Origin of the sequence: Vibrio xiamenensis (genome assembly GCF_900100015.1) — a bacterium.
In the GTDB taxonomy this organism is placed as follows: domain Bacteria; phylum Pseudomonadota; class Gammaproteobacteria; order Enterobacterales; family Vibrionaceae; genus Vibrio; species Vibrio xiamenensis.
The window spans coordinates 1-26855 of record NZ_FNDD01000039.1 but is presented as its reverse complement, the minus strand read 5'-3'; the positions used below and the strand labels follow the sequence as shown (position 1 = coordinate 26855).

The following is a 26855-nucleotide window of genomic DNA, read 5'->3' as shown; positions in this document are numbered from 1 at the left end:
TCTCTCGCAGCACTTTTCTTTACTCTAAGGTACACCTTAGTAAGAGGATACAATCGTGGCTCGCAAAACTCCTATTGAGCGCTACCGTAATATCGGTATCTGTGCGCACGTAGATGCAGGTAAGACAACCACAACTGAGCGTATTCTGTTCTACACTGGCCTCTCTCACAAAATCGGCGAAGTTCACGATGGTGCTGCCACCATGGACTGGATGGAGCAAGAGCAGGAGCGTGGTATCACTATCACCTCAGCTGCAACGACTACCTTCTGGCGTGGTATGGAAGCGCAATTCCAAGATCATCGCATCAACATCATTGATACCCCTGGACACGTTGACTTTACGATCGAAGTAGAGCGTTCTCTTCGTGTGCTTGATGGTGCTGTGGTCGTATTCTGTGGATCATCTGGTGTTGAACCTCAGTCTGAGACCGTTTGGCGTCAAGCTGATAAATACCATGTACCTCGTATGGTATTTGTTAACAAGATGGACCGTGCAGGTGCAGACTTCCTACGCGTTGTTGAACAAATTAAAAATCGTCTTGGTGCGACTCCTGTTCCTATCCAATTGAACATTGGTGCGGAAGAAGAGTTCAAAGGTGTCATCGACCTTATCAAGATGAAAGCTATTAACTGGAATGAAGCCGATCAAGGCATGACCTTCTCGTATGAAGAAATTCCAGCTGATATGCTCGAACTCGCTGAAGAATGGCACAACCACATGGTTGAGTCAGCAGCAGAAGCCAATGAAGAGTTGATGGAAAAGTACCTCGAAGAAGGGGAACTTTCTGAGCAAGATATCAAAGCCGGTCTTCGCGCTCGTACACTGAATAACGAAATCGTTCTTGCCACTTGTGGTAGTGCATTCAAAAACAAAGGTGTGCAAGCTGTACTCGATGCGGTTGTTGAATTCTTGCCATCACCAGTTGATGTTCCTTCAATTAAGGGCGTTGATGAAGATGAGAAAGAAGTGGAACGTCATGCAGACGACACTGAACCATTCTCAGCATTGGCGTTCAAAATTGCGACTGACCCGTTTGTCGGTACTTTAACCTTTATGCGTGTTTATTCTGGTGTTGTAAACTCGGGCGATGCTGTCTACAACTCAGTGAAACAAAAGCGTGAGCGCTTTGGTCGAATCGTACAGATGCACTCAAACAAGCGCGAAGAAATTAAAGAAATTCGTGCTGGTGATATCGCTGCGGCCGTTGGTCTAAAAGATGTGACCACAGGTGACACTCTGTGTGATCAGAATCATAAAGTGATTCTAGAGCGCATGGAATTCCCAGAGCCGGTTATTCAGATTGCAGTAGAGCCTCGCTCTAAGGCAGATCAAGAGAAAATGGGTATTGCGCTTGGCAAGCTTGCTGCGGAAGATCCATCTTTTCGCGTGGAAACGGACGACGAAACAGGCCAGACTTTGATTTCTGGCATGGGTGAGCTTCACCTAGACATTATCGTTGACCGTATGAAGCGTGAGTTCAGCGTTGATTGCAACGTTGGTAAACCTCAAGTGGCTTATCGCGAAACCATTCGTGGTAAAGCTGAGGTTGAAGGTAAGTTTGTTCGCCAATCTGGTGGACGTGGTCAATATGGCCATGTTTGGATCAAACTTGAACCTTCAGAACCGGGCGAAGGCTTTGTCTTTGTCGATGAAATCGTGGGTGGTGTGGTTCCTAAGGAATACATCAGCTCGGTATCGAAAGGTATCGAAGAGCAAATGAACAGTGGTGTACTTGCCGGTTATCCTGTTTTGGATATTAAAGCAACCTTGTTCGACGGTTCTTATCATGATGTTGACTCCAACGAAATGGCGTTTAAGATTGCCGGCTCGATGGCGTTCAGGAAGGGGGCTCTAGAAGCTCAGCCTGTTCTTCTTGAACCAATGATGAAAGTTGAAGTAACCACTCCGGAAGATTGGATGGGTGATGTTGTGGGTGACTTAAACCGTCGCCGTGGCATCATCGAGGGGATGGATGAAGGCGTTGCTGGCCTGAAAATTATCCGTGCTCAAGTTCCATTGTCCGAGATGTTCGGTTACGCAACGGATCTTCGTTCAGCAACGCAAGGTCGTGCTTCTTACTCAATGGAATTCTTTGAGTATGCGGAAGTACCGAAAAACTTTGCAGAAAAAGTTATTGCTGACCGCGGATATTGATCATTTGTATCGTTCTGTAAAAACTCTAACGGTTTTTTCGAGATCGATACGCCCAAATATTGCGCTGACATGCGTTGGCGCTTAAAATAGCAAATTCTGGCGCGCCGTGATCAATAAAGATTGCGGCGAATCATAACTAGGAAGGAACACGATCGTGTCTAAAGAAAAATTTGAACGTACGAAACCGCACGTAAACGTTGGTACTATCGGCCACGTTGACCACGGTAAAACAACTCTAACTGCAGCTATCTGTACTACTCTTGCTAAAGTTTACGGCGGTGCTGCTCGTGACTTCGCATCAATCGATAACGCTCCAGAAGAGCGTGAACGCGGTATCACAATCGCGACTTCACACGTTGAGTACGATACTCCAACTCGTCACTACGCGCACGTAGACTGCCCAGGACACGCTGACTATGTTAAAAACATGATCACCGGTGCTGCGCAAATGGACGGTGGTATCCTAGTTGTAGCAGCAACAGATGGTCCAATGCCACAAACTCGTGAGCACATCCTACTAGGCCGTCAGGTTGGTATCCCTTACATCATCGTATTCATGAACAAATGTGACATGGTAGATGACGAAGAGCTACTAGAACTAGTAGAAATGGAAGTACGTGAACTTCTATCTGAGTACGATTTCCCAGGTGATGACCTACCAGTTATCCAAGGTTCAGCTCTAGGCGCTCTAAACGGCGAAGAGCAATGGGAAGCTAAGATTGTAGAACTAGCAGAAGCGCTAGACAACTACATCCCAGAGCCAGAGCGTGCAGTAGACATGCCGTTCCTAATGCCAATCGAAGACGTATTCTCAATCCAAGGTCGTGGTACAGTAGTAACTGGCCGTATCGAGCGCGGTATCCTATCAGTAGGTGATGAAGTAGCAATCGTTGGTATCCACGACACAACTACTACAACTTGTACAGGTGTAGAGATGTTCCGTAAGCTTCTAGACGAAGGTCGTGCGGGTGAGAACGTTGGTGCACTACTACGTGGTACTAAACGTGATGAAGTAGAACGTGGTCAAGTACTAGCGAAACCAGGTTCAATCACACCACACACTAAATTCGAATCAGAAGTATACGTACTGTCTAAAGATGAAGGTGGTCGTCACACCCCATTCTTCAAAGGCTACCGTCCACAGTTCTACTTCCGTACAACTGACGTAACTGGTGATATCTCACTACCAGAAGGCGTAGAAATGGTAATGCCAGGCGACAACATCCAAATGACTGTAGAGCTAATCGCTCCAATCGCAATGGATGAAGGTCTACGTTTCGCAATCCGCGAAGGTGGCCGTACAGTAGGCGCTGGTGTTGTAGCTAAAATCGTTGAATAATATTTGACGAACTAACACCAAAAAGGGCATCATTTGATGCCCTTTTTATGCACTGCATATAATTGTTGTTGTTTTCTTGTACAAGAAAGCGACAAAGTAGGAATTTTTTTGGTTGAGAATACACTCTGAGCCAATAAAGCGTGCATCAAGTCTCTATACTTGGTGTTTTATGGATTTGCCCTGCAACAGCGGGGTTGTTGTCGTCTATAGTAAGACTTGTGACAGGTTGGTTTTATGAAAGCAAATCATGCTGAAACTCCTGATAGCTCAAGTGCCGCAGATACATTTAAGTGGATTGTCGCTTTTGTTCTGCTAGCTGCCGCTGTTGTGGGAAACGCACTTTTGGGTGGAAGTGGTCCAAATTCAGACTTTACGTATTATAACCTAAACGTGGTTGCCCGTGCTGCTGGTGCAGTAGTACTGGTTGTAGCTGCGCTAGGTGTGTTAGCTACTACTGTTAAAGGTAAAGCTGCGATCACGTTTGCTCGCGAAGCACGTATGGAAGTTCGTAAAGTGGTTTGGCCTACTCGCCAAGAAACAACGCAAACGACTTTTATCGTTTTAGCTGTAAGTATTGTAATGGCTCTAGCGCTATGGGGCATTGACGGACTGATGGTCCGTTTAGTCGCGTTAGTGACTGGGGTATAGAGGGTTCTTATTCATGAGTGAAGCTCCAAAAAAACGCTGGTACGTGGTTCAAGCCTTTTCTGGATTCGAAGGTCGTGTTGCTCAATCTTTACGTGAGCACATCAAAATGCACGATATGGAAGAGCTGTTCGGTGAAGTTTTAGTCCCTACTGAAGAAGTAGTGGAAATGCGTGCCGGTCAACGCCGCAAATCAGAACGTAAATTCTTCCCAGGCTACGTATTGGTTCAGATGATCATGAACGATGAATCATGGCACCTAGTACGCAGTGTGCCGCGTGTCATGGGCTTCATTGGTGGTACTTCTGACCGTCCAGCGCCTATCACTGATAAGGAAGCTGACGCAATTCTGAATCGTCTTGAGAAAGCAAATGAAGCACCACGTCCGAAAACAATGTTTGAGGCAGGTGAAGTGGTTCGTGTTAACGAAGGGCCATTTGCTGACTTTAACGGTACAGTTGAAGAAGTGGATTACGAGAAGAGCCGCGTGAAAGTGTCTGTATCGATCTTTGGTCGTGCAACACCAGTCGAGCTCGAATTTGGTCAAGTTGAAAAACTTGATTAAAAAAACACCTTTTTAAGGTTGTATCAGGCGCGAAATCTGACTATAATTTCGCGCCTTTTTACTTCCACTGAAGTAAAAGTTTTTTTGTAACGATGGGGAGCTTATTGAATTAAATAAGCGTTTGAACCCGAAATTTAGGATATATCATGGCTAAGAAAGTTGAAGCTTATATCAAGCTGCAAGTTGCAGCGGGTATGGCAAACCCAAGTCCACCAGTTGGTCCTGCTCTAGGTCAACACGGTGTGAACATCATGGAATTCTGTAAAGCGTTCAACGCAAAAACAGAATCTCTTGAGAAAGGTCTACCAACTCCAGTTGTTATCACTGTATACAGCGACCGTTCTTTCACTTTCATCACTAAGACTCCTCCTGCTGCAGTTCTTCTTAAGAAAGCGGCTGGCGTTAAGTCTGGTTCAGGTCGTCCAAACACTGAAAAAGTGGGTACTGTGACTGACGCTCAAATCCAAGAAATCGCAGAAACTAAAGCTGGCGATATGACTGGTGCTGACATCGAAGCGATGAAACGTTCTATCGCAGGTACTGCTCGTTCAATGGGCCTAGTGGTAGAGGGTTAAGATCATGGCAAAACTAACTAAGCGCATGCGCACTATCCGCGAAAAAGTGGAAGCAACTAAAGAATACGAAATCAACGAAGCTGTCGCTCTTCTTAAAGAACTAGCAACTGCTAAATTCGTTGAGTCTGTTGACGTTGCGATCAACCTAGGTATCGACGCTCGTAAATCTGACCAAAACGTACGTGGTGCAACTGTACTACCACACGGTACTGGTCGTGAAATTCGCGTTGCTGTATTCACTCAAGGTGCAAACGCTGAAGCTGCGAAAGAAGCTGGCGCTGACCTAGTGGGTATGGAAGATCTTGCTGAGCAAGTGAAAAAAGGCGTTATGGACTTTGACGTAGTTGTTGCTTCTCCAGATGCAATGCGCGTTGTAGGACAACTAGGTACTATCCTAGGTCCTCGCGGTCTTATGCCAAACCCTAAAGTTGGTACTGTAACTCCTAACGTTGCTGAAGCAGTTAAGAATGCTAAAGCTGGTCAGGTTCGTTACCGTAACGACAAGAACGGCATCGTTCACACTACAATTGGTAAAGTTTCTTTTGAAACTAACCAACTGCAAGAGAACCTTGAAGCTCTTCTAATCGCAATTAAGAAAGCAAAACCATCTTCAGCGAAAGGTACTTTCCTGAAGAAAGTTAGCATCTCTACTACTATGGGTGCTGGCGTTGCAGTTGATCAGAACTCTCTGAACACTCAAGCTTAATTTATTTGCGTAGGCGCAGAATTGATGTATAATTCTGCGCCTAATATTTGTGGTTGGGGCTGAACTTTGATAAGCAAATTTGTTTGCTTATGATGACCCAGTCTCCGTCCAAGACCGTAGGTGTTATTCAGTATTGATTAACTTAATTGTCCTACGTAGATGGTGCCCGAACCTGACAGAAAGATTTCATTTTTTATTTTAAAGAATGGGTTTCCTTTCTTCTGGGACGCACCTCAATAGCTCTCACTGTTGTGATAATAGTGAGTGGTGTATCGACAACCAGGAGTAAATCCAAGATGGCTTTAAATCTTCAAGACAAAAAAGCAATTGTTGCTGAAGTCAACGAAGCAGCCAGTGGTGCACTTTCTGCAGTTGTAGCTGACTCTCGTGGCGTTGAAGTAAGCGCAATGACAGCTCTACGTAAACAAGCTCGCGAAGCGGGTGTTTACATGCGAGTTGTGCGTAACACTTTAGCACGCCGTGCGGTTCAAGGTACTGACTACGAGTGTCTAACTGACACTTTCACTGGTCCTACTTTGATCGCGTTCTCTAACGAGCACCCAGGTGCTGCAGCGCGTCTTTTCAAAGACTTCGCTAAAGAGAACAAAGAATTCGAGGTTAAAGCTGCTGCATTTGAAGGCGCAGTTACTGATGCTGACGTACTAGCGACACTACCAACTTACGACGAAGCAATCGCACGCCTAATGATGTGCATGAAAGAAGCTTCTGCTGGCAAGCTGGTACGTACTATCGCTGCTATCCGCGATCAAAAAGAAGCAACTGCGGCTTAATAAGCCTTGCTTTTTACTGGTTGCAAAATAAAATTATTGTTGACTTAAAAGAGAATTGTTATGTCTATTACTAACGAGCAAATCCTAGACGCAGTTGCAGAAATGTCTGTAATGCAAGTTGTTGAACTAATCGAAGCGATGGAAGAAAAATTCGGCGTTTCTGCTGCTGCTGCTGTTGTAGCTGGCGGAGCTGCTGGCGGCGAAGCTGCTGCTGAGCAAACTGAGTTTGACGTAATCCTAACTGCTGCTGGCGGTAACAAAGTTGCTGTTATCAAAGCAGTACGTGGCGCAACAGGCCTAGGTCTTAAAGAAGCTAAAGCTCTAGTTGACGGCGCTCCTGCACCTCTTAAAGAAGGCGTAGAGAAAGCTGAAGCTGAAGCTCTTAAAGCTCAACTAGAAGAAGCTGGTGCATCTGTTGAGATCAAGTAATCTATACTTAATCTCTTAGCCTAACGGCTAATGGCTGGTGGTTTATTGACCACCGGCCTTTTTGCGCTGTAGGGTATAGGCGAATTTTCCCGCTGTTTAATCGTCTCTATCCAGCAAAAAACGTCTTCATTATCAACATGATGAAGCGTCACTACAGAAAAACAGTTGTTAGTCACTGTCTACAAGAAATAGAGACAGTTTGGGTCACTTATCAGCGAGCTGAGGAACCCCATGGTTTACTCTTATACCGAGAAAAAGCGCATCCGTAAGGACTTTGGTACTCGTCCACAAGTGTTGGACATTCCATACCTGCTATCGATCCAGCTCGATTCGTTCGACAAGTTCATCGAACAGGATCCTGAAGGGCAATATGGTCTTGAGGCTGCTTTCCGTTCTGTATTTCCAATTCAGAGCTATAACGGCAACTCTGAGCTGCAATACGTTAGCTACCGTCTTGGTGAGCCAGTTTTTGACGTCAAAGAATGTCAAATTCGCGGTGTAACTTATTCAAAACCTCTACGCGTGAAACTGCGCCTAGTTATTTTTGATAAAGACGCGCCAGCAGGTACTGTAAAAGACATTAAAGAACAAGAAGTCTACATGGGTGAAATTCCACTCATGACAGACAATGGTACCTTCGTAATCAATGGTACCGAGAGGGTTATCGTATCCCAGCTGCACAGAAGCCCTGGCGTATTCTTCGACAGCGATAAGGGTAAGACCCACTCATCAGGTAAAGTACTGTATAACGCGCGTATTATCCCTTACCGTGGTTCATGGTTAGATTTTGAATTCGATCCAAAAGATAACTTATACGTACGTATTGACCGTCGTCGTAAGCTGCCAGCTTCTATCATCATGCGCGCACTTGGTAAAACGACCGAAGAGATCCTAGATATCTTCTTCGAGAAAGTGAACTTCCAAGTGAAAGACCAAACTCTATTAATGGAGTTGGTACCTGAGCGTCTGCGTGGTGAAACTGCAACGTTTGATATCGAGGCAAACGGTAATGTCTATGTTGAACAAGGTCGTCGCGTAACTGCACGCCACATTCGTCAACTAGAAAAAGACAATATCGAGCACATCGAAGTACCGGTTGAGTACATCGTTGGTAAAGTCGCTTCTAAAGATTACATCAACGAAGCAACTGGTGAGATCATTATCGCTGCCAACCAAGAGATCTCTCTTGAAGGCCTAGCTAATCTTTCTCAAGCTGGTCACAAAGCGCTTGAAGTTCTGTTCACGAATGACCTCGATCATGGTCCGTTCATTTCAGACACTCTACGTATCGATAGCACTGTCGATCGTATCTCTGCGTTAGTTGAAATCTACCGCATGATGCGCCCTGGCGAGCCACCAACGAAAGAAGCTGCTGAAGCGCTATTTGAAAGCTTGTTCTTCTCTGAAGATCGTTACGATCTATCGACTGTTGGTCGTATGAAGTTCAACAGTTCAATTGGCCGTGAAGATGCTCAAGAGCAAGGCACACTAGACGAAACCGACATCATCGAAGTGATGAGAAAGCTTATCGCGATCCGTAACGGTAAAGGCGAAGTGGACGATATCGACCACCTTGGCAACCGTCGTATCCGTAGCGTTGGTGAAATGGCTGAGAACCAATTCCGTGTTGGTCTAGTACGTGTTGAACGTGCGGTTAAAGAGCGTCTAAGCCTTGGCGACCTTGATGCGATCATGCCTCAAGATTTGATCAACGCTAAGCCTATCTCGGCAGCAGTAAAAGAATTCTTTGGCTCTTCACAGCTTTCACAGTTCATGGACCAAAACAACCCGCTTTCGGAAGTAACGCACAAGCGTCGTATTTCTGCTTTGGGTCCTGGCGGTCTAACTCGTGAACGTGCTGGCTTCGAAGTACGTGACGTACACGTAACTCACTACGGTCGTCTATGTCCTATCGAAACGCCTGAAGGTCCAAACATCGGTTTGATTAACTCACTATCAGCGTTCGCACGTTGTAATGAGTTTGGTTTCCTAGAAACCCCATACCGTCGCGTGGTCGATGACGTGGTTACTGACGAAGTAGATTACCTATCTGCTATCGAAGAAGGCCAATTTGTTATCGCACAGGCGAACACTAAATTGAATGAAGACGGCACTTTTGCTGAAGAGTTGATCACAGCTCGTCAGAAAGGTGAATCTGGTCTGCACCCACGTGAGCACGTCAACTATATGGACGTTGCGACCAACCAGGTGGTGTCGATTGCTGCGTCTTTGATTCCGTTCCTAGAACACGATGATGCGAACCGTGCCTTGATGGGTGCGAACATGCAACGTCAGGCGGTTCCAACTCTGAAAGCAGAGAAACCGTTGGTAGGTACTGGTATCGAACGCAACATCGCCGTTGACTCTGGTGTAACCGCAGTTGCTAAACGTGGTGGTGTGATTCAGTCTGTAGATGCTTCTCGTATCGTTGTTAAAGTTAACGAAGAAGAACTGATTCCTGGCGAAGCGGGTATCGATATCTACAACTTGACCAAGTACACACGTTCTAACCAAAACACTTGTATCAATCAACGTCCTTGTGTGATGCCTGGTGAATCGGTTCTACGTGGTGATGTACTGGCTGACGGCCCATCAACTGACCTTGGTGAATTGGCTCTTGGTCAAAACATGCGTATCGCATTCATGCCTTGGAACGGTTACAACTTCGAAGACTCGATCTTAGTATCTGAGCGCGTCGTTCAAGAAGACCGCTTCACGACTATCCACATTCAAGAACTATCTTGTGTGGCTCGTGATACCAAACTTGGCGCTGAAGAGATTACAGCAGATATTCCAAACGTAGGTGAATCGGCTCTGTCTAAACTTGACGAGTCAGGTATCGTTTACATCGGTGCAGAAGTTAAGGGTGGCGACATCCTAGTTGGTAAAGTAACACCGAAAGGTGAAACTCAGCTAACCCCTGAAGAGAAGCTACTACGTGCGATCTTCGGTGAAAAAGCATCAGACGTTAAAGATACTTCGCTACGTGTACCAAACTCTGTTTCAGGTACCATCATCGACGTTCAAGTCTTTACTCGCGATGGCGTAGAAAAAGACAAGCGTGCGCTTGAAATCGAGCAAATGCAGCTTAAAGAAGCGAAAAAAGATTTGACCGAAGAATTCCAGATTCTGGAAGGCGGTCTGCTAGCTCGCGTTAAGTCTGTATTGCTTGAAGGCGGTTACTCTGAAGCGAAGCTTGACGGCATCGATCGTAAGAAATGGTTAGAGCTGACTCTAGAAGACGACGCACTACAAACTCAGCTAGAGCAACTAGCAGAGCAAAACGACGAGCTGAAAGCTGAATTCGATAAGAAATTCGAAACTAAGCGTCGTAAGATCACTCAAGGTGATGATCTTGCACCTGGCGTATTGAAGATTGTGAAAGTTTACCTAGCGGTTAAACGTCGCATTCAGCCTGGTGATAAGATGGCGGGTCGTCACGGTAACAAGGGTGTAATCTCTAAGATCAACCCAGTTGAAGACATGCCTTACGATGAGAAAGGCCAACCAGTTGATATCGTACTAAACCCTCTGGGTGTACCTTCGCGTATGAACATCGGTCAGATCCTAGAAGTTCACTTAGGTCTGGCAGCGAAAGGTATCGGTGACAAGATCAACCAAATGGTTAAAGAGCAACAAGAACTGGCTAAGTTCCGTGAGTTCTTGCAAGAAGTGTACAACCTAGGTGATACCCGTCAGAAGATCGATGTGGCAAGCCTAACCGACGATGAAGTTCGTACGCTTATCTCTAACCTACGTGGTGGTCTACCTGTTGCGACGCCAGTATTTGACGGTGCGACTGAGCCAGAAATTAAGAACCTGCTGAAACTAGCAGACTTACCAGAATCTGGTCAGTTGAAACTGTTTGATGGCCGTACAGGTGATGCATTCGAGCGTCCAGTTACTGTTGGTTACATGTACATGCTCAAACTGAACCACTTGGTTGATGACAAGATGCACGCGCGTTCAACCGGCTCTTACAGCCTGGTTACTCAACAACCGCTTGGTGGTAAAGCTCAGTTTGGTGGTCAGCGTTTCGGTGAGATGGAAGTATGGGCACTAGAAGCATACGGTGCTGCTTACACGCTACAAGAAATGCTAACCGTTAAGTCGGATGACGTTAACGGTCGTACGAAGATGTATAAGAACATCGTCGACGGAAACCATTCGATGGAACCTGGTATGCCAGAATCGTTCAACGTATTGTTGAAAGAGATTCGCTCGCTAGGTATCAACATCGAGCTAGAAGACGAAGAGTAATCCCTTTCCCTTACGGAGAAAGTCGATTATCTGGTAGAAAGGTGCTCACTGTTGCGGTGAGCTCCTTTTTAACTCCTTACAGGAGCTGATTGTGAAAGACTTATTAAACTTTCTAAAAGCACAGCATAAGACCGAAGAATTTGATGCAATCAAAATCGGTCTATCTTCACCAGACATGATTCGTTCATGGTCTTTCGGTGAAGTTAAAAAACCTGAAACGATCAACTATCGTACGTTCAAGCCTGAGCGCGATGGTCTGTTCTGTGCGCGTATTTTTGGTCCAGTAAAAGATTACGAATGTCTTTGTGGTAAATACAAGCGCCTGAAACACCGTGGTGTTATCTGTGAGAAGTGTGGCGTTGAAGTAACCCAAACTAAAGTTCGTCGTGACCGTATGGGCCACATCGAGCTGGCTTCTCCTGTTGCTCACATCTGGTTCCTAAAATCACTACCGTCTCGTATCGGTTTGTTGATGGATATCCCTCTGCGTGATATCGAACGCGTACTTTACTTTGAAATGTACGTTGTGACTGAGCCAGGTATGACTGATCTTGAAAAAGGTCAGATGCTGACTGAAGAAGAATACCTAGATCGTCTAGAAGAATGGGGTGACGAGTTCACTGCTAAGATGGGTGCTGAAGCCATCAAAGATCTTCTAGCGGCGATGGATCTTCAGGCAGAAGCTGAGCAAATGCGTGAAGAATTAGAGTCAACGAACTCTGAAACTAAGCGTAAGAAGATCACTAAGCGTCTTAAGTTAGTTGAAGCGTTTGTCGCGTCTGGCAACAATCCAGAGTGGATGATCCTAACCGTTCTTCCAGTTCTTCCGCCAGATCTACGTCCTCTAGTACCACTAGATGGCGGTCGCTTTGCGACTTCTGATTTGAACGATCTATACCGTCGTGTGATCAACCGTAACAACCGTTTGAAACGCCTTCTAGAGCTAGCTGCTCCGGACATCATCGTACGTAACGAAAAACGTATGCTGCAAGAGTCTGTTGATGCGCTTCTCGATAACGGTCGTCGTGGTCGTGCGATCACAGGTTCAAACAAACGTCCTCTGAAATCTCTTGCTGATATGATCAAGGGTAAACAAGGTCGTTTCCGTCAGAACCTACTTGGTAAACGTGTAGACTACTCTGGCCGTTCTGTAATCACAGTTGGTCCATACTTGCGTCTACACCAGTGTGGTCTTCCTAAGAAGATGGCACTTGAGCTATTCAAACCATTTATCTACAGCAAGCTAGAAACTCGTGGTCTTGCAACTACGATCAAAGCGGCTAAGAAAATGGTTGAGCGCGAAGAAGCGGTTGTATGGGATATTCTGGATGAAGTTATCCGTGAACACCCAGTGCTACTTAACCGTGCACCAACACTTCACCGTCTAGGTATTCAGGCATTTGAACCTGTACTAATCGAAGGTAAAGCGATTCAGCTACACCCACTAGTGTGTGCGGCATATAACGCGGACTTCGATGGTGACCAAATGGCGGTACACGTGCCTCTAACTCTAGAAGCACAGCTAGAAGCTCGTACTCTGATGATGTCGACAAACAACATTCTGTCGCCAGCGTCAGGTGATCCTATCATCGTACCTTCTCAGGACGTTGTATTGGGTCTTTACTACATGACGCGTGAAAAGATCAACGTTAAAGGTGAAGGCATGTACCTGGCCGGCCCAGAAGAGGCTGAGAAGGCATACCGCACTAAGACGGCTGAACTGCACGCACGTGTGAAAGTTCGTATTACTGAAACCGTTGTTGACGAAGATGGCAATAGCACAACTGAGACCAAGATGGTTGATACCACTGTTGGTCGTGCAATGTTGTGGCAAATCGTACCGAAAGGTCTGCCATTTAGCATCGTTAACCAAAAGCTAGGTAAGAAACAAATTTCTAACCTGCTTAACGAGGCGTACCGTAAGCTTGGACTGAAAGATACTGTTATCTTTGCTGACCAAATCATGTATACCGGTTTCGCTTACGCGGCACTTTCGGGTGTGTCTGTTGGTATCGACGATATGGTTGTACCAGCGGCGAAATACACTGAAATCGCGGAAGCAGAAGAAGAAGTTCGTGAAATCCAAGAGCAGTACCAATCTGGTCTGGTTACCGCGGGTGAGCGCTACAACAAAGTGATCGATATTTGGGCATCAACCAACGATCGCGTAGCGAAAGCGATGATGGAAAACCTATCATCTGAAACCGTGATTAACCGTGACGGTGAAGAAGAACAACAAGAGTCGTTTAACAGCATCTACATGATGGCTGACTCGGGCGCTCGTGGTTCTGCTGCACAGATTCGTCAGCTAGCGGGTATGCGTGGTCTGATGGCGCGTCCAGATGGTTCAATCATCGAAACACCGATCACTGCGAACTTTAAAGAAGGTCTAAACGTACTTCAGTACTTTATCTCAACCCACGGTGCACGTAAGGGTCTTGCGGATACAGCATTGAAGACAGCGAACTCGGGTTATCTAACTCGTCGCCTAGTAGACGTAGCTCAAGACGTTGTTGTTACTGAGCACGACTGTGGTACTCAAGAAGGTGTGAGCATGATGCCTCACATTGAAGGTGGTGACGTTAAAGTTGCCCTGACTGAGCTAGCGCTTGGCCGTGTTGTTGCTGAAGACATTCTGAAACCAGGTACTGATGACGTACTGATTCCACGTAATACTCTGATTGATGAGAAGTGGTGTCAGATTATGGAAGAGAATTCTGTCGACCAAATCAAAGTACGTTCAGTAGTAACCTGTGATTCTGACTTTGGTTGTTGTGCACTGTGTTACGGTCGTGACCTAGCTCGTGGTCACTTGGTGAACCAAGGTGAAGCAGTGGGGGTTATCGCTGCTCAGTCTATCGGTGAACCTGGTACACAGCTAACCATGCGTACGTTCCACATCGGTGGTGCAGCATCTACAGCCGCAGCAGAAAACAGCATTCAAGCGAAGAACAATGGTTCTGTTAAGCTTCACAACGCCAAGTTCGTAGTGAACAAAGATGGCAAACTTGTGATTACTTCTCGTGCTTCTGAACTGACCATCATTGATGAGTTCGGTCGTACTAAAGAGAAACACAAACTGCCTTACGGTTCGTTGCTAAGCAAAGGTGATAACGACGCAGTTCAATCTGGTGAAACAGTAGCGAACTGGGAAGCACACACCATGCCAATCATCACTGAAGTAGCTGGTCGTATCCAGTTCGTAGACATGATTGATGGCGTAACTGTTTCTCGTCAAACCGATGATCTGACTGGTCTATCTTCAAGCGAAGTGACTGATCCAGCAGCTCGCCCATCTGCAGGTAAAGATATGCGTCCAGCTATCAAACTTGTTGATGAGAAAGGTAATGACGTAATGATCCCTGGTACTGATATGCCAGCCCATTACTTCCTACCTGGTAAAGCGATTGTGAACATCGAGGATGGCGCGGAAGTTGGTGTGGGTGATACCCTTGCTCGTATTCCTCAGAAATCTGGCGGTAACCGAGACATCACTGGTGGTCTACCTCGCGTAGCTGACTTGTTTGAAGCTCGTAAGCCTAAAGAGCCTGCGATCCTTGCTGAGCACACAGGTGCTGTGAGCTTTGGTAAAGAGACCAAAGGTAAACGTCGTCTAATCATCACTCGTGATGGTGGCGAGACTTACGAAGAGATGATTCCTAAGCATCGTCAATTGAACGTGTTTGAAGGTGAGAAAGTGGAACGTGGCGATGTTATCGCTGATGGTCCAGAGTCTCCACACGATATCCTGCGTCTACGTGGTATCCACGCTGTGACTCAGTACATCGCAAACGAAGTTCAAGAAGTATACCGCTTACAAGGCGTTAAGATTAACGATAAGCACATCGAAACTATCGTTCGTCAAATGCTACGTAAATGTATCATCACGCATGCAGGTGACTCTGAATTCTTGGCTGGTGAGCAAGTTGAATACTCACAAGTTAAGATTGCCAACCGTGAACTTGAAGCGGAAGGTAAAGAGCCAGCTCGCTTTGAACGTGAACTACTAGGTATCACTAAAGCGTCACTAGCGACAGAATCCTTCATCTCAGCAGCATCGTTCCAAGAAACGACTCGCGTACTGACTGAAGCCGCTGTATCTGGTAAACGTGATGACTTGCGTGGTCTGAAAGAGAACGTAATTGTGGGTCGCTTGATTCCAGCTGGTACTGGTTTCGCATACCACCAAGAGCGTCAAAATCAGCGTGCAAAAGAGCAAGAAGGTCCATCTGCAGAACAAGCGACAGATAACCTGGCAGCACTACTTAACGCTGGCTTCTCTACAGAAGAGTAAGCACTTCGTTGAAATGTAAAAAAGGCACCTTAGGGTGCCTTTTTTGTGTCTATCGTTTTTAAAATTGAATGTCAAAGGTGCGGACAGAAATTCATCTCATCAACGGCATTTACGCGCCTGGTGGAATCGCTAAACTATCTGCAATTTGTTGAATCAATTCATCTTCTTCTTCGAATCGGACTTCGAGTATCTCGCCAATTAAAGATAAATCACTGTTGAACTCTTCAAGATCATCGTCTTTAGGGACGTTGTCGTATTTATCGGTAAAGTTCAGCAGCGGGTCTGTCGTGAGGACAATTTTGCCATAGCTCTGGTTAATGTCATCAGTGGCTTCAAAGCCAGTTGCTCGCCATTTGTCCATGACCATGTTGTAGATTTTGAAGTGTCCTTCAGATATGTAATCGACTAGGTGTTCGCAAAAGACTGAGATTTCAGAGACTTTTGGTAGTTTTGATAGTGCCCCTTTACTTGCGCATGGCTTGCAAGATGCCAGTTTGCAGTATTCCACTAACAGAGCTTGTCGCTTATCTAGCCAGTGGTCGATGACTTCGCTTGAGCCACCCCATTGTTCTTGTGTTCTTTTAAATTTATTTAGCATGATCATGCCCTCATGATCTGATCACATCTCCGGTGACCGAAAAGCTTTGTCATCAAAGCGTAATTAGAGATACAAACTCTTGTCCTTACTAGAATTTATAGACGTAAAAAACATTAACTACAAACTCTGGTATGAAATTAGATTGCCAGTAAAATGGTTGAACTTCAAGCAACGAGGAGCGGGAATGTTAAACAACAAACACCTTAACCATCAGACACTAATTTACTGGTTTGTTGTGTCAGGAAGCCAAGTTTGGCTAGAGAATGGTGTTATACCGTATGGTAGTTCAGAATACTTTAAACTGCCGTTAGAGCACGCCGTACAAATTTGTGAGCATAACGGCGCCCCTGTGATGTGGATTGATGAAGCGCATCTTGCCGAATTGCCGCAAATGACGTCTCTGCGTGATTGCTTACATTTCTCTGAGCAAGACTTTCTTTTGATTAGCCGAGCGATTCAATTTGGCCATATGGTGCAGAGCCAAAGATTTTGTCCGCAATGCGGCGGTCGTAATCATTTGAATCACAATCAACTTGCGATGCAGTGTAATGACTGCCGCACCTTGCATTACCCACGAATTTTCCCGTGTGTCATTGTTGCGGTGAGGAAAGATAAGCAAATCCTTCTTGCCCAGCATCCGCGTCACAAGACAGGCATGTATACTGTGATTGCTGGGTTTGTTGAAGTTGGCGAGACATTAGAGCAATGTGTCGCGCGTGAAGTGATGGAAGAGACCGGTATCTCGGTGACCAATATTCGCTATTTTGGCAGCCAACCTTGGGCGTTTCCGTCGAGCTTGATGATGGGTTTTTTAGCCGACTATGATGGTGGTACGATTAAGCCTGACTACAGTGAACTAAGTGATGCGCGCTGGTATGGGGTGGATGAAATGCCTGAAGTCGCACCGAAAGGAACCATCGCGCGTGAGTTGATCGAACATACTGTTGAGCAGATAAAGAACGCATAATATAGGCAAAAAAAACCCTCCGAGAGGGAGGGGGTAAGTAAGATGTCGTTATGAGATACTGAGTCTCTTGGATTCAGTTTTTGTAGTTGTAATTTTCGCTAGCGATCAAATTTTTAACACCGTTGACGCCTGGTTGCAAATACGCCATTGATTTAAAAGTTAATAACATGATCCAGCTTGCAAAGCCCTCGATTTTTGCGAGCAAACACATGCTAGAATAGTGCCCAGTAAAGAAGTAAAAAGTTGAGAGTTTGAATGACTGAATTAAAAAACGATCGTTACCTTCGCGCGCTGCTAAAGCAGCCGGTTGATTACACACCGGTGTGGATGATGCGCCAAGCAGGTCGCTACCTTCCTGAATATCGCGAAACACGTTCTCAGGCTGGGGATTTCATGTCCCTATGTCGTAATGCCGAGTTAGCGTCTGAGGTGACTTTGCAGCCATTACGTCGCTTTCCACTTGATGCCGCGATCCTGTTTTCAGACATTCTCACCATTCCCGATGCGATGGGCTTAGGTCTGCATTTTGAAGCGGGCGAAGGACCGAAGTTTGAGCGCCCTATTACGTGTAAAGCGGACGTCGATAAAATTGGCCTACCGGATCCTGAAGGCGAGCTGCAATATGTAATGAACGCCGTGCGTCAAATCCGCAAAGATTTGCAAGGTGAAGTGCCACTGATCGGTTTCTCGGGCAGCCCTTGGACGCTCGCGACATACATGGTCGAAGGTGGCAGCTCTAAAGCGTTCACTAAGATAAAAAAAATGATGTACGCCGAGCCACAAACATTGCATGCCTTGCTCGATAAATTGGCAGACAGCGTGATTGAGTATCTTAATGCGCAAATTAAAGCGGGTGCTCAATCTGTGATGGTGTTTGATACTTGGGGTGGTGTATTGACTCCACGCGATTACAACCTATTTTCATTGCAATATATGCATAAAATTGTCGACGGTTTGATTCGTGAAAATGAAGGTCGCCGTGTGCCAGTAACGCTATTTACTAAAAATGGCGGTATGTGGCTTGAGCAAATTGCTGCAACCGGATGTGATGCCGTAGGGCTCGACTGGACCATCAACATTGCCGACGCTAAAGCGCGTGTCGGCGATAAAGTGGCTCTACAGGGGAACATGGACCCATCCATGCTTTATGCCTCTCCTGAGCGCATTCGTGAAGAAGTCGAAAGTATTTTGGCTGGTTTCGGCGATGCAGGTACTGGTCACGTGTTTAACCTTGGTCATGGCATTCACCTTGATGTACCACCAGAAAACGCTGGTGTGTTTGTTGAGGCGGTACACCAACTCTCAAAGCCATATCACAAATAAGACATCAATTAGCAAAGTGGGCGCTTACTCAGTTAAGCGCCTTTTGTTATTCGATGGATCCCTAGTTATACTTTTGTTATCTAATTAATAGGCATGGCTTAACAATGAAGACGCGCGATAAAATCGTTCACGCAGCCTTGGAACTTTTTAATGAAAAGGGTGAACGCAATATCACTACTAACCACATTGCTGCCCATATCGATATCAGCCCAGGCAATTTGTATTACCACTTTCGCAACAAGCAAGAGATCGTGCGGGAAATCTTTGCGCTGTACTCTGGTGAATTGTTAGAGCGCTTTACGCCGATTCAGGAACAAAGAGAAAGCTTAGTGCTGCTCAAACACTATCTGGACTCGATTTTTACCTTGATGTGGAAATATCGTTTCTTCTACGCCAACTTGCCAGAAATTCTGCAGCGAGACGATGAGCTTCACCATCAGTACATTCAAGTTCAAGAGAAGTTGCAAGGCAACCTAAACAACATTATGCGCGCCTTTATTCAGCTCGATTTACTCGATCTTAATGAGCACGATATGCCTAATCTGGTGACGACTTTACATATGATGGCGTCAAGCTGGCTAGGTTACCAATCGGCGATGACGCTGCGCACCAACATTACCGAGCAAGTGATTCACCAAGGTATGTTGCAGATGATTTCGATACTTAAACCTAAAGCGACAGAGCAAGGTCTTGAGCAATTAGAGTTGTTGGAAGATGGTGTTAAAGCGATGCACGCTTAACCCTGATAGTGATTCAAACCAACCTGAATATAGAGTCAATCAGGTTGGTTTTTTATTTCTGGTCAGGGCTTTGTTAATTGAGCGTTTAACGCGTCAACCATGAAGAGGGGTTCTGAGTAACGCTATTTCTACGTACTTCAAAATAGAGTGAAGCTTGGTTTTGACCGCCAGTATTGCCCGCGAGAGCGATGGTTTCCCCAGCTTTGACCTTATCCCCTTCCTTCTTCATTAAGCTTTGATTAAAGCCGTACAGGGTCATATCGCCTTTGCCGTGATCAAGCAGCACCACTAGGCCATAGCCACGAAGATAATCAGCAAAAACCACTTTGCCAGAGTATACCGCTTTAACCGCTTGACCATAATTGGCGTCAATGACCAATCCTTTCCAATGCAGGCTACCCGTTTGAGCAGAGCCATAGCTGTGTAAAATACGTCCTTTAACCGGCCAAGGCAGTTTGCCTTTTTGTCTTGCTAAGCCGTCCATCGGCACATTGTTACGTTTTGCAGCTTTGGCAATCTCCGCTTTCAAACGCGTTTCATTGCGACGTAATTCAGCAAGATACACTTGATCACCGGAAATGCTTTTCTGAATTTTGCTAATAGTGCCTTGTCGCTGCGATTGACTCTTGGCGAGTTGATCACGTTTTTGCGTTTGTTTGTCTAGCAGTTGCGTGGTTTGCTGTTTTTGTAAGTCGAGCTGACGTCGGCTACTATCGAGTTCGCGAACCGTGCTCTCTAGTTCTTGAATGACTTCACTACGTTTCTTGGCCAAATATTGAAAATATTGGCTGATACGATCGGCTTCTGCATCGTTATTGAGCAGATTGGATGAGGCTTTTGAGCGCTGGGTGATGTAGTAAGTTTTGAGGAGCTCTTCGAGTTGCTTGCTTTGCTCTGCACGTTGTTTCTCGAGCTTTGAGACTTTTGCTTCAAGCTGTTTGATGCTGCTTTCGGTTTTCGCCAATTCGTTTTTGGTTTGACGAATTTCTTTTTCAATACTGCTGATTCCGAGCTCTTGGTCTTTCAACTGTTGTTGAAGACTATCGAGTTGCTTTTTTTGTTGGCTCAGGGATTGTTGCTGACGATTGATTTCTCCCGAAACGCCTTTCAGTTCGGCTTGGGAGACAGCAAAAGAAGACGTGGTAAAGAATGACGTCAAGCATGTAGTCGAAAGCAGTAACGTTGAGATAAGTTTCGAACCTGCTCGAGTTGCGAAAGTGGTTGTCATTCCTTACTTTTCCTGAATATTTTCGGTAGGTCAGTATACCCAAAGATTTTTGCAAGAAGAAAGGGGAATGTAAAAACTCTGCCGTGATGTTGGTTAGGAAAACTAAAAGCGGTTACGGTTTGGCAAATAAAAAGCCCAGCGATGGCTGGGCTCTTAAGGTTAGAGGTTTGGCTTATTTCACCAAGATTTGACCAGTCATTTCTGCTGGAATATCCAGACCAGACAGCGACAGCATCGTTGGAGCTAGATCAGACAGTTTACCGCCAGCAACAAACTCAACATCTTTGCTACCGACATACACAAGTGGCACTGGTAGGTTGGTGTGAGCTGTGTGAGTGCCGCCAGTTTCTGGGTCGACCATCATTTCTGCGTTACCGTGGTCAGCCGTGATAAGAAGTTGGCCATCCACTTCTTTGATCGCTTCTACTACGCGACCAACACAAGTATCAAGTGCTTCGATTGCTTTTTCAGCCGCTTCGTAAACACCAGTGTGACCAACCATATCAGCGTTCGGATAGTTACAGATAATGGTGTCGTATTTGCCCGATTTGATCGCAGCAACCAGCTTGTCAGTAAGCTCAGTTGAGCTCATTTCAGGCTGAAGGTCGTAAGTCGCAACTTTTGGCGAAGCAACCAATTGACGCTCTTCACCGTCAAATTCGTTTTCCACACCACCATTGAAGAAGAAAGTCACGTGTGCGTATTTCTCTGTTTCTGAAATACGTAGCTGCGTTTGACCTTTCTTCGATAGCCATTCACCGTAAGTGTTTTCAAGTGACGCTGGTGGGAAAGCAGTAGCAAGAGGGATGTCTGCTGCGTATTGAGTCAGCATAACAAAGTTCACTGCTGGGAACGATTCACGTTCAAAACCAGCAAAGTCTGTCACGAATGTACGCGTGATTTGACGTGCGCGGTCAGCGCGGTAGTTCATGAAGATAACTGCATCGCCATCTTGCATCGCTGCACTTTCTTGGCCGGCGGCTTGAATGACAGTCGCTTTGACGAATTCGTCATTTTCTTCTCGAGCGTATGCTGCTTCAAGGCCTGCAACCGCTGAATCAGTGGTGAATGAACCTTTGGCTTGAGTCAGTAGGTCGTAAGCGACTTGAACGCGATCCCAGTTATTGTCGCGGTCCATGGCGTAGTAACGGCCAACCAATGATGCGACACGGCCTTTACCTAATTTAGCGAACAGTTCATCAAAACGTTTTAGTGAATTTTCTGCACTACGTGGTGGTGTGTCACGGCCATCTAGGAAGCAGTGCAGGTAAATTTTCTCAGCACCACGGTCAGCAGCCATTTCAACTGCAGCGTAGATATGATCTTCGTGTGAGTGTACGCCACCTGGAGACATCAAGCCCATGATATGAACCGCTTTGCCTTCAGCAACCGCTTTATCGATAGCTTCGACTAGCGCTGGAGTGGTGGCAAATTCACCATCGGCGATCGATTTAGTAATACGAGTAAGATCTTGGTAAACAACGCGACCCGCACCGATGTTAGTGTGGCCAACTTCAGAGTTACCCATCTGACCATCAGGTAGACCAACGTCCAAACCAGAAGCAGAGATGAGCGTGTTAGGGTTGTTGGCTAACAGTTGATCCATGACTGGAGTTTTTGCGTTCGCAATGGCGTTACTCGCAGAATCTTCTCGGTGACCGTAGCCGTCAAGAATAACTAAAGCGATTGGCTTCTTAGCAGACATAGTTATGACCTCGTCAAATATTAGTAACTGTGGGTCTGATGACCTCAATACAAAACTAGCGTAACTTTACTACACTTTTTAACCAAAACTGTAGGTTAAGATCAAATATTGTTAGGGATAGAACGTAGCTATCTTTCAATTCCGATCGCTAAATGTAGTAACGAGTCGACCACAGTGCATTTCTATTACTTCTATTTTCAGCGAAGTGAAGCAAAATTAAAAGATGAAAATGACTATCATGTTCATAGGAAGCAGTTATTAGACAGATTCCAGATATTGCTTCAATTCACCGCGTTTATTGCACAAGTATTCCTGTTCCCAGCACCGCGACCACAGCGCCAATCCAAGCAAATCGGTTTGGACGTTGCTTGGTGTATATCCATAACATCGGTAGCAACATAATCGGTGTGGTTGAAGAGAGTAAGGCGACCATTCCGACATTTCCTTCACGCAGCGCGTAAAGAATGAGAGTCATGCCCACCGCCATTGCAAGAAATGCGTTGACCGCAGTGATGATAAATACATTGCTGTTGATTGCGTTGCGAGCTTTGGCGAGTTTGGCTCCAGTCAGCCACAGCGCAGAATGAGCCGCAAACGCTGCAATCATGCGAATGGCAGAAGCGGCAACAGGGTCGATGGCGGTTTCCATCACCGGTTTGGCAATAATGCCGCCGAACGCTTGGCACAGAGCTGCGACAATGCCAAGGCCAATACCTACCCACACATTGCCTTTGATATCATCGAGGCTGGCGGTCGCTTGTTTACGACGACCAAAAAAGATCGCAGTCAGTACGCCTGAAAATACCAAACTGGCGCCGATGAGCTCGAGCCCGGTCATGGTTTCGCTAAATAGGAAGTAGCCTAAAACTGCAGAAAACACCGCGTGGCAGGAGAAAAGTAAGCCCGCTTGGCGAGGTCCCATGCGATTTAAGCAAGCAAAAAGCGCAGTATCACCAATAAAAATACCGACCAAACCGGATAGTGCCATGGCGGAAATTGAGCTCCATTCCACGCTGTACCAGCCGCCGGTTATTAACGCCATCATTGATAAAATGATCGAAGTGCAACCCATACGCCAACGGCTATAGGCAAATGTACCTAAATGCTGAGCTGGTTTTACCGACATAATACTGGCGACCGCCCATAAAAAAGCGGCGCCGAGTGCCAGCCATTCGTAACCCATAATGAGTCTCAAAATAAACGAGTGAAATTTGGCAAGTAATATGCCCGAGTTTTGGTGCAAAACAAACTGCTAAGCGCTGACGAATCAGAAATAAAAAAGCCTCAGCATTGGCTGAGGCTTTTGAGCAAAAACAAAGTGATGGTTACGGTTTGTGAGCGTAAGGTGTCCCCATTATTGTTGGGACGTTGTGCAGCATGCTTTCATCAAAACGTACGCTGTCTTTAGCAAACAGATTAATCACAGTTGAGCCCAGTTTAAAGCGGCCCATTTCTTGACCTTTTTTCAGCACTACTGAAGTATCACCTTGCGCTGGGTAATCCCAACGATAAACCGTATTGCCGCGTGGTGGTGTTACCGTTCCAGCCCAAACTAATTCGATGCTACCTACGATAGTCGCACCAACCAGAACTTGTGCCATTGGCCCAAACTCGGTGTCAAAGATACACACTACACGCTCATTACGAGCAAATAGATTCGGTACATTTTCTGCAGTTAACGGGTTTACTGAAAATAGATCGCCCGGTACATAGATCATCTGGCGTAGCGTACCGTCGCAAGGCATATGGACACGGTGGTAATCGCGTGGCGACAAGTACAAAGTCGCAAAAGCCCCGTCGGTAAATTCTTGCGCTAGTTTTTCATCTCCACCAAGCAGCTCTAGGGCAGAATATAAATGACCTTTAGCTTGAATCAGTTGACCATTATCAATCGCACCAAATTGGCTTACGCAAGCGTCGGCAGGATGCGTAATGATCTCTTGGCCTTCTGTAATTGGACGCGCGCCCGGCTGCAGTTCTCGAACAAAAAACTCATTGAAGCTTTTGTAGTGAGTTGGGTCGCTGTGCAGAGCTTCGGCCATATTGACTTTGTATTGCTTAATAAACCAACGAATGACAGCGGTGGTCAGACTGCCCGCTTTGGCAGACGCCAGTTTACCCATCAAACGGGTTAAACCGTGCTGTGGAATCCAGTATTGCAGTCTAACTTTTAATTTATCCATAGGATGGCTTTCCAATTTAAATCAGAGTTCTTAAAGTTTGGGGCGAGCGATACTAATCAAATCGTAAATAAAAGTCAGCATTCGCGTGTTTAAATCGCCAACTTGGTTACAAGTCTGCTTTCTTGCTACGAGAGTATTGTCGGTTGGCTTTGTTCTCGCCCATGCTTTCCAGAATCCGGTGGTAATTGTCAAAACGGATTTGGCTTATCTCGCCATTTTCAACCGCTTCACGCAAGATACAGCCTGGATCATCTAAGTGTTTGCAATCTCTAAATTTACAACCACCTAAGAAAGATCTGAATTCGACAAAAGCTTTGGTGATTTCTTCGGCTTCTAGGTGCCATAAGCCAAATTCACGCACTCCAGGAGAATCAATCAGATCGCCACCTGATGGAATGTGATAGAGGCGTGCGGCGGTTGTGGTGTGTTGGCCTAAGCCAGAGTTCTCGGAAACGTCACCTTCTTCGACATCCAAGCCGGGCATTAATGCATTCACTAAGCTCGATTTGCCAACCCCGGATTGCCCGACAAAGATATTGACTCGATTACGCAGTTCCTGCTCTAGGGCATCGATACCTTCGCCAGATTGCTTGCTCACAAGTAAAACTTTATAGCCAATTCGTTGGTATTCACTGAGCGATTGCTGATATTGCTCGCGCTGAGATTCTTCGAGTAGATCCACTTTGTTGAGTACGATTAGCGGTGCAATCTGGAGTGTTTCTGATGCAATCAGATAACGATCGATGATGTTGAGTGACAATTCTGGTAGTACCGAAGAGACGATGATCATTTGGTCAACGTTCGCCGCAACCGGTTTAAGGCCATCGTAATAATCTGGGCGAGTAAGTACTGAGCGGCGCGGTTCCACGGCTTCTACGACGCCGGAGATGCCATCCATGACTTCGGAGCCAGCGCGCCAAAGCACTTGATCGCCAGAAACCAAACTCTCGATACCACGACGTAAATTACAGCGGTGGATCTCTTGAGTCTCTGGGTCTTCGATATCCGCGTGCTGACCAAATCTTGTGATCACCAAACCGTTTTTTTGTGGGCCAAGCATCGTTTCGTCCCACTGGACATTCTTGGCTTCTTTCAGTTTGCGATGCTGGTTATTACGTACGCGTCTAACTTGACTCTTGGTTAACTTTTTCTTTTTTGCCACAACACTCTACTTACTGTTTTGGTTTTGCTCTGCCTAAAAGTTGTTCTTATGGCTGAAGGGCAAACCTATCTTGGGTATTTGAATTTGGGTATAGTACCTTTTTTGTGAGTAAACAAATAGGCAATGATTTATGTCCTTTAGCGATCAAAACTTAATCTGGATCGATTTAGAAATGACAGGGCTAGACCCGGAAACCCATAAGATTATCGAAATTGCCACGATAGTGACCGACGCGCAGTTGAATATTCTTGCGGAAGGGCCAGTGTTAGCGATTCATCAGAATGAACAAGAATTGCAGAAAATGGATGATTGGTGCACCACAACCCACACCAACAGTGGGTTGGTTGAACGTGTTAAGGCAAGTGAGATTAATGAGCAGCAAGCGGTGTCGCAAACCATCGAATTTTTGCAGCAATGGGTGCCGCAAGGAGTATCTCCGATTTGTGGTAATAGCATTGGGCAAGATCGCCGTTTTCTGTACAAACACATGCCGCAACTAGAAAGCTATTTCCACTATCGCTATATCGATGTCAGTACTTTGAAGGAATTGACTCGTCGTTGGAAACCAGAGGTTTTAGACGGTTTTTCTAAGCAAGGCAGTCATTTGGCTCTCGATGACATTCGCGAATCGATTGCCGAACTCAAATATTATCGCCAGACAATTTTTACCATTTAATCACTCAGGGCTGACGATGTTGAGCAAAAAAGCAGCTGAAACTCGATAATTTGTGTGCTTTTTCATCAATCGAAAAAAAAAGCAGATTTTTTTGCTAGAAGGACTTGCATCACAAAAAAATGCTCTTATAATTCGCAGCCCTAAACGACGGAAACGTTGTGAATGCGACACTAGCTCAGTTGGTAGAGCGCAACCTTGCCAAGGTTGAGGTCACGAGTTCGAACCTCGTGTGTCGCTCCAATTTCCTTCATGCGAAGGTACAGCGTCACCACTCATTAGAGTGCAACCTTATCAAGGTTGAGGTCACGCCTCTTTACGAAGAGAACGGGAACCTCGTGTGTCGCTCCAAATTTCTTCCTTTTGGAAGTAAAGCTCTCATCATGCTTTAAATGGTGATACGGACGCGGGGTGGAGCAGCTTGGTAGCTCGTCGGGCTCATAACCCGAAGGTCGTCGGTTCAAATCCGGCCCCCGCAACCAAATTTAATTATTAGAACTTAGCTTCTGATAATATG

At 45.9% G+C, this 26855-nt stretch carries 20 protein-coding genes and 2 tRNA genes; 16 read left to right on the top strand and 6 right to left on the bottom strand.

The genetic code is table 11. The annotated features are described in order from the left end of the window. The first annotated feature begins 55 nt into the window (after positions 1-55). From fusA to rpoC, 10 genes are all read left to right on the top strand, one after another. The gene (gene fusA, locus BLS03_RS22580; protein ID WP_093279139.1) at positions 56-2155 is read left to right on the top strand and encodes an elongation factor G; all 2100 of its coding nucleotides are present in this window, start codon (positions 56-58) and stop codon (positions 2153-2155) included. Positions 2156-2309: 154 nt separating this feature from the next. Next, positions 2310-3494 (top strand): elongation factor Tu, encoded by a 1185-nt coding sequence (gene tuf / locus BLS03_RS22575; RefSeq protein WP_093279138.1) that lies wholly within the window; start codon positions 2310-2312, stop codon positions 3492-3494. Between the two features lie 234 nt (positions 3495-3728). Continuing rightward, entirely contained in the window at positions 3729-4142 is a 414-nt protein-coding gene (secE, locus tag BLS03_RS22570; protein ID WP_093279137.1) for a preprotein translocase subunit SecE, read from the top strand. A 13-nt stretch (positions 4143-4155) separates the two neighbouring features. Further along, positions 4156-4704 carry a transcription termination/antitermination protein NusG gene (nusG, locus tag BLS03_RS22565; RefSeq protein WP_093279136.1) on the top strand — a complete coding sequence of 183 codons (549 nt, stop codon included), beginning with the start codon at positions 4156-4158 and terminating at the stop codon, positions 4702-4704. A 146-nt stretch (positions 4705-4850) separates the two neighbouring features. Then, on the top strand, positions 4851-5279 hold the full coding sequence (gene rplK / locus BLS03_RS22560) for a 50S ribosomal protein L11 (protein ID WP_093279135.1): 429 nt from the start codon (positions 4851-4853) through the stop codon (positions 5277-5279). A 4-nt stretch (positions 5280-5283) separates the two neighbouring features. Then, a complete protein-coding gene (gene rplA, locus BLS03_RS22555) occupies positions 5284-5985 on the top strand; it encodes a 50S ribosomal protein L1 (protein ID WP_093279134.1) in 702 nt (233 codons plus the stop codon). 296 nt (positions 5986-6281) lie between these two features. Next, on the top strand, positions 6282-6776 hold the full coding sequence (gene rplJ / locus BLS03_RS22550) for a 50S ribosomal protein L10 (RefSeq protein WP_093279133.1): 495 nt from the start codon (positions 6282-6284) through the stop codon (positions 6774-6776). Positions 6777-6836: 60 nt separating this feature from the next. Next, positions 6837-7205 carry a 50S ribosomal protein L7/L12 gene (rplL, locus tag BLS03_RS22545; RefSeq protein ID WP_093279132.1) on the top strand — a complete coding sequence of 123 codons (369 nt, stop codon included), beginning with the start codon at positions 6837-6839 and terminating at the stop codon, positions 7203-7205. A gap of 231 nt (positions 7206-7436) precedes the next feature. Then, positions 7437-11465, top strand: coding sequence for a DNA-directed RNA polymerase subunit beta (gene rpoB, locus BLS03_RS22540; RefSeq protein WP_093279131.1), 4029 nt, complete (start codon positions 7437-7439; stop codon positions 11463-11465). Positions 11466-11556: 91 nt separating this feature from the next. Continuing rightward, positions 11557-15759, top strand: coding sequence for a DNA-directed RNA polymerase subunit beta' (gene rpoC, locus BLS03_RS22535; protein ID WP_093279130.1), 4203 nt, complete (start codon positions 11557-11559; stop codon positions 15757-15759). Positions 15760-15868: 109 nt separating this feature from the next. Here the strand turns inward: rpoC and rsd are convergent, their stop codons facing one another. Next, positions 15869-16363 carry a sigma D regulator gene (rsd, locus tag BLS03_RS22530; RefSeq protein WP_093279129.1) on the bottom strand — a complete coding sequence of 165 codons (495 nt, stop codon included), beginning with the start codon at positions 16361-16363 and terminating at the stop codon, positions 15869-15871. A gap of 178 nt (positions 16364-16541) precedes the next feature. Here rsd and nudC point away from each other — a divergent pair, with 178 nt between their 5' ends. The 3 genes from nudC to BLS03_RS22515 all read left to right on the top strand — a co-directional run bounded on the left by nudC (position 16542) and on the right by BLS03_RS22515 (position 19387). Beyond that, positions 16542-17324, top strand: coding sequence for an NAD(+) diphosphatase (gene nudC, locus BLS03_RS22525; protein WP_093279128.1), 783 nt, complete (start codon positions 16542-16544; stop codon positions 17322-17324). Positions 17325-17579: 255 nt separating this feature from the next. Further along, positions 17580-18647 carry a uroporphyrinogen decarboxylase gene (hemE, locus tag BLS03_RS22520; RefSeq protein WP_093279127.1) on the top strand — a complete coding sequence of 356 codons (1068 nt, stop codon included), beginning with the start codon at positions 17580-17582 and terminating at the stop codon, positions 18645-18647. A 104-nt stretch (positions 18648-18751) separates the two neighbouring features. Beyond that, positions 18752-19387, top strand: coding sequence for a TetR/AcrR family transcriptional regulator (locus BLS03_RS22515; protein WP_093279126.1), 636 nt, complete (start codon positions 18752-18754; stop codon positions 19385-19387). 85 nt (positions 19388-19472) lie between these two features. On the opposite strand, the gene BLS03_RS22510 is transcribed toward BLS03_RS22515, so the two are convergent. From BLS03_RS22510 to rsgA, 5 genes are all read right to left on the bottom strand, one after another. Continuing rightward, positions 19473-20615, bottom strand: a complete 1143-nt coding sequence (locus tag BLS03_RS22510; protein WP_093279125.1) for a murein hydrolase activator EnvC family protein — start codon at positions 20613-20615, stop codon at positions 19473-19475. Positions 20616-20787: 172 nt separating this feature from the next. Beyond that, positions 20788-22320, bottom strand: coding sequence for a 2,3-bisphosphoglycerate-independent phosphoglycerate mutase (gene gpmM, locus BLS03_RS22505; protein ID WP_093279124.1), 1533 nt, complete (start codon positions 22318-22320; stop codon positions 20788-20790). Between the two features lie 295 nt (positions 22321-22615). Next, a complete protein-coding gene (locus BLS03_RS22500; protein WP_093279123.1) occupies positions 22616-23503 on the bottom strand; it encodes a DMT family transporter in 888 nt (295 codons plus the stop codon). Between the two features lie 142 nt (positions 23504-23645). After that, entirely contained in the window at positions 23646-24503 is an 858-nt protein-coding gene (gene asd, locus BLS03_RS22495) for an archaetidylserine decarboxylase (RefSeq protein WP_093279122.1), read from the bottom strand. A gap of 106 nt (positions 24504-24609) precedes the next feature. Further along, positions 24610-25665, bottom strand: a complete 1056-nt coding sequence (gene rsgA / locus BLS03_RS22490) for a small ribosomal subunit biogenesis GTPase RsgA (RefSeq protein WP_093279121.1) — start codon at positions 25663-25665, stop codon at positions 24610-24612. A gap of 130 nt (positions 25666-25795) precedes the next feature. Between rsgA and orn the strand changes: the two genes are divergently transcribed. From orn to BLS03_RS22475, 3 genes are all read left to right on the top strand, one after another. Beyond that, positions 25796-26341 carry an oligoribonuclease gene (gene orn / locus BLS03_RS22485; RefSeq protein WP_093279120.1) on the top strand — a complete coding sequence of 182 codons (546 nt, stop codon included), beginning with the start codon at positions 25796-25798 and terminating at the stop codon, positions 26339-26341. Between the two features lie 164 nt (positions 26342-26505). After that, positions 26506-26581, top strand: a tRNA-Gly gene (locus BLS03_RS22480). A 162-nt stretch (positions 26582-26743) separates the two neighbouring features. Beyond that, positions 26744-26820 (top strand) — tRNA-Met (locus BLS03_RS22475). Positions 26821-26855: the final 35 nt, after the last annotated feature.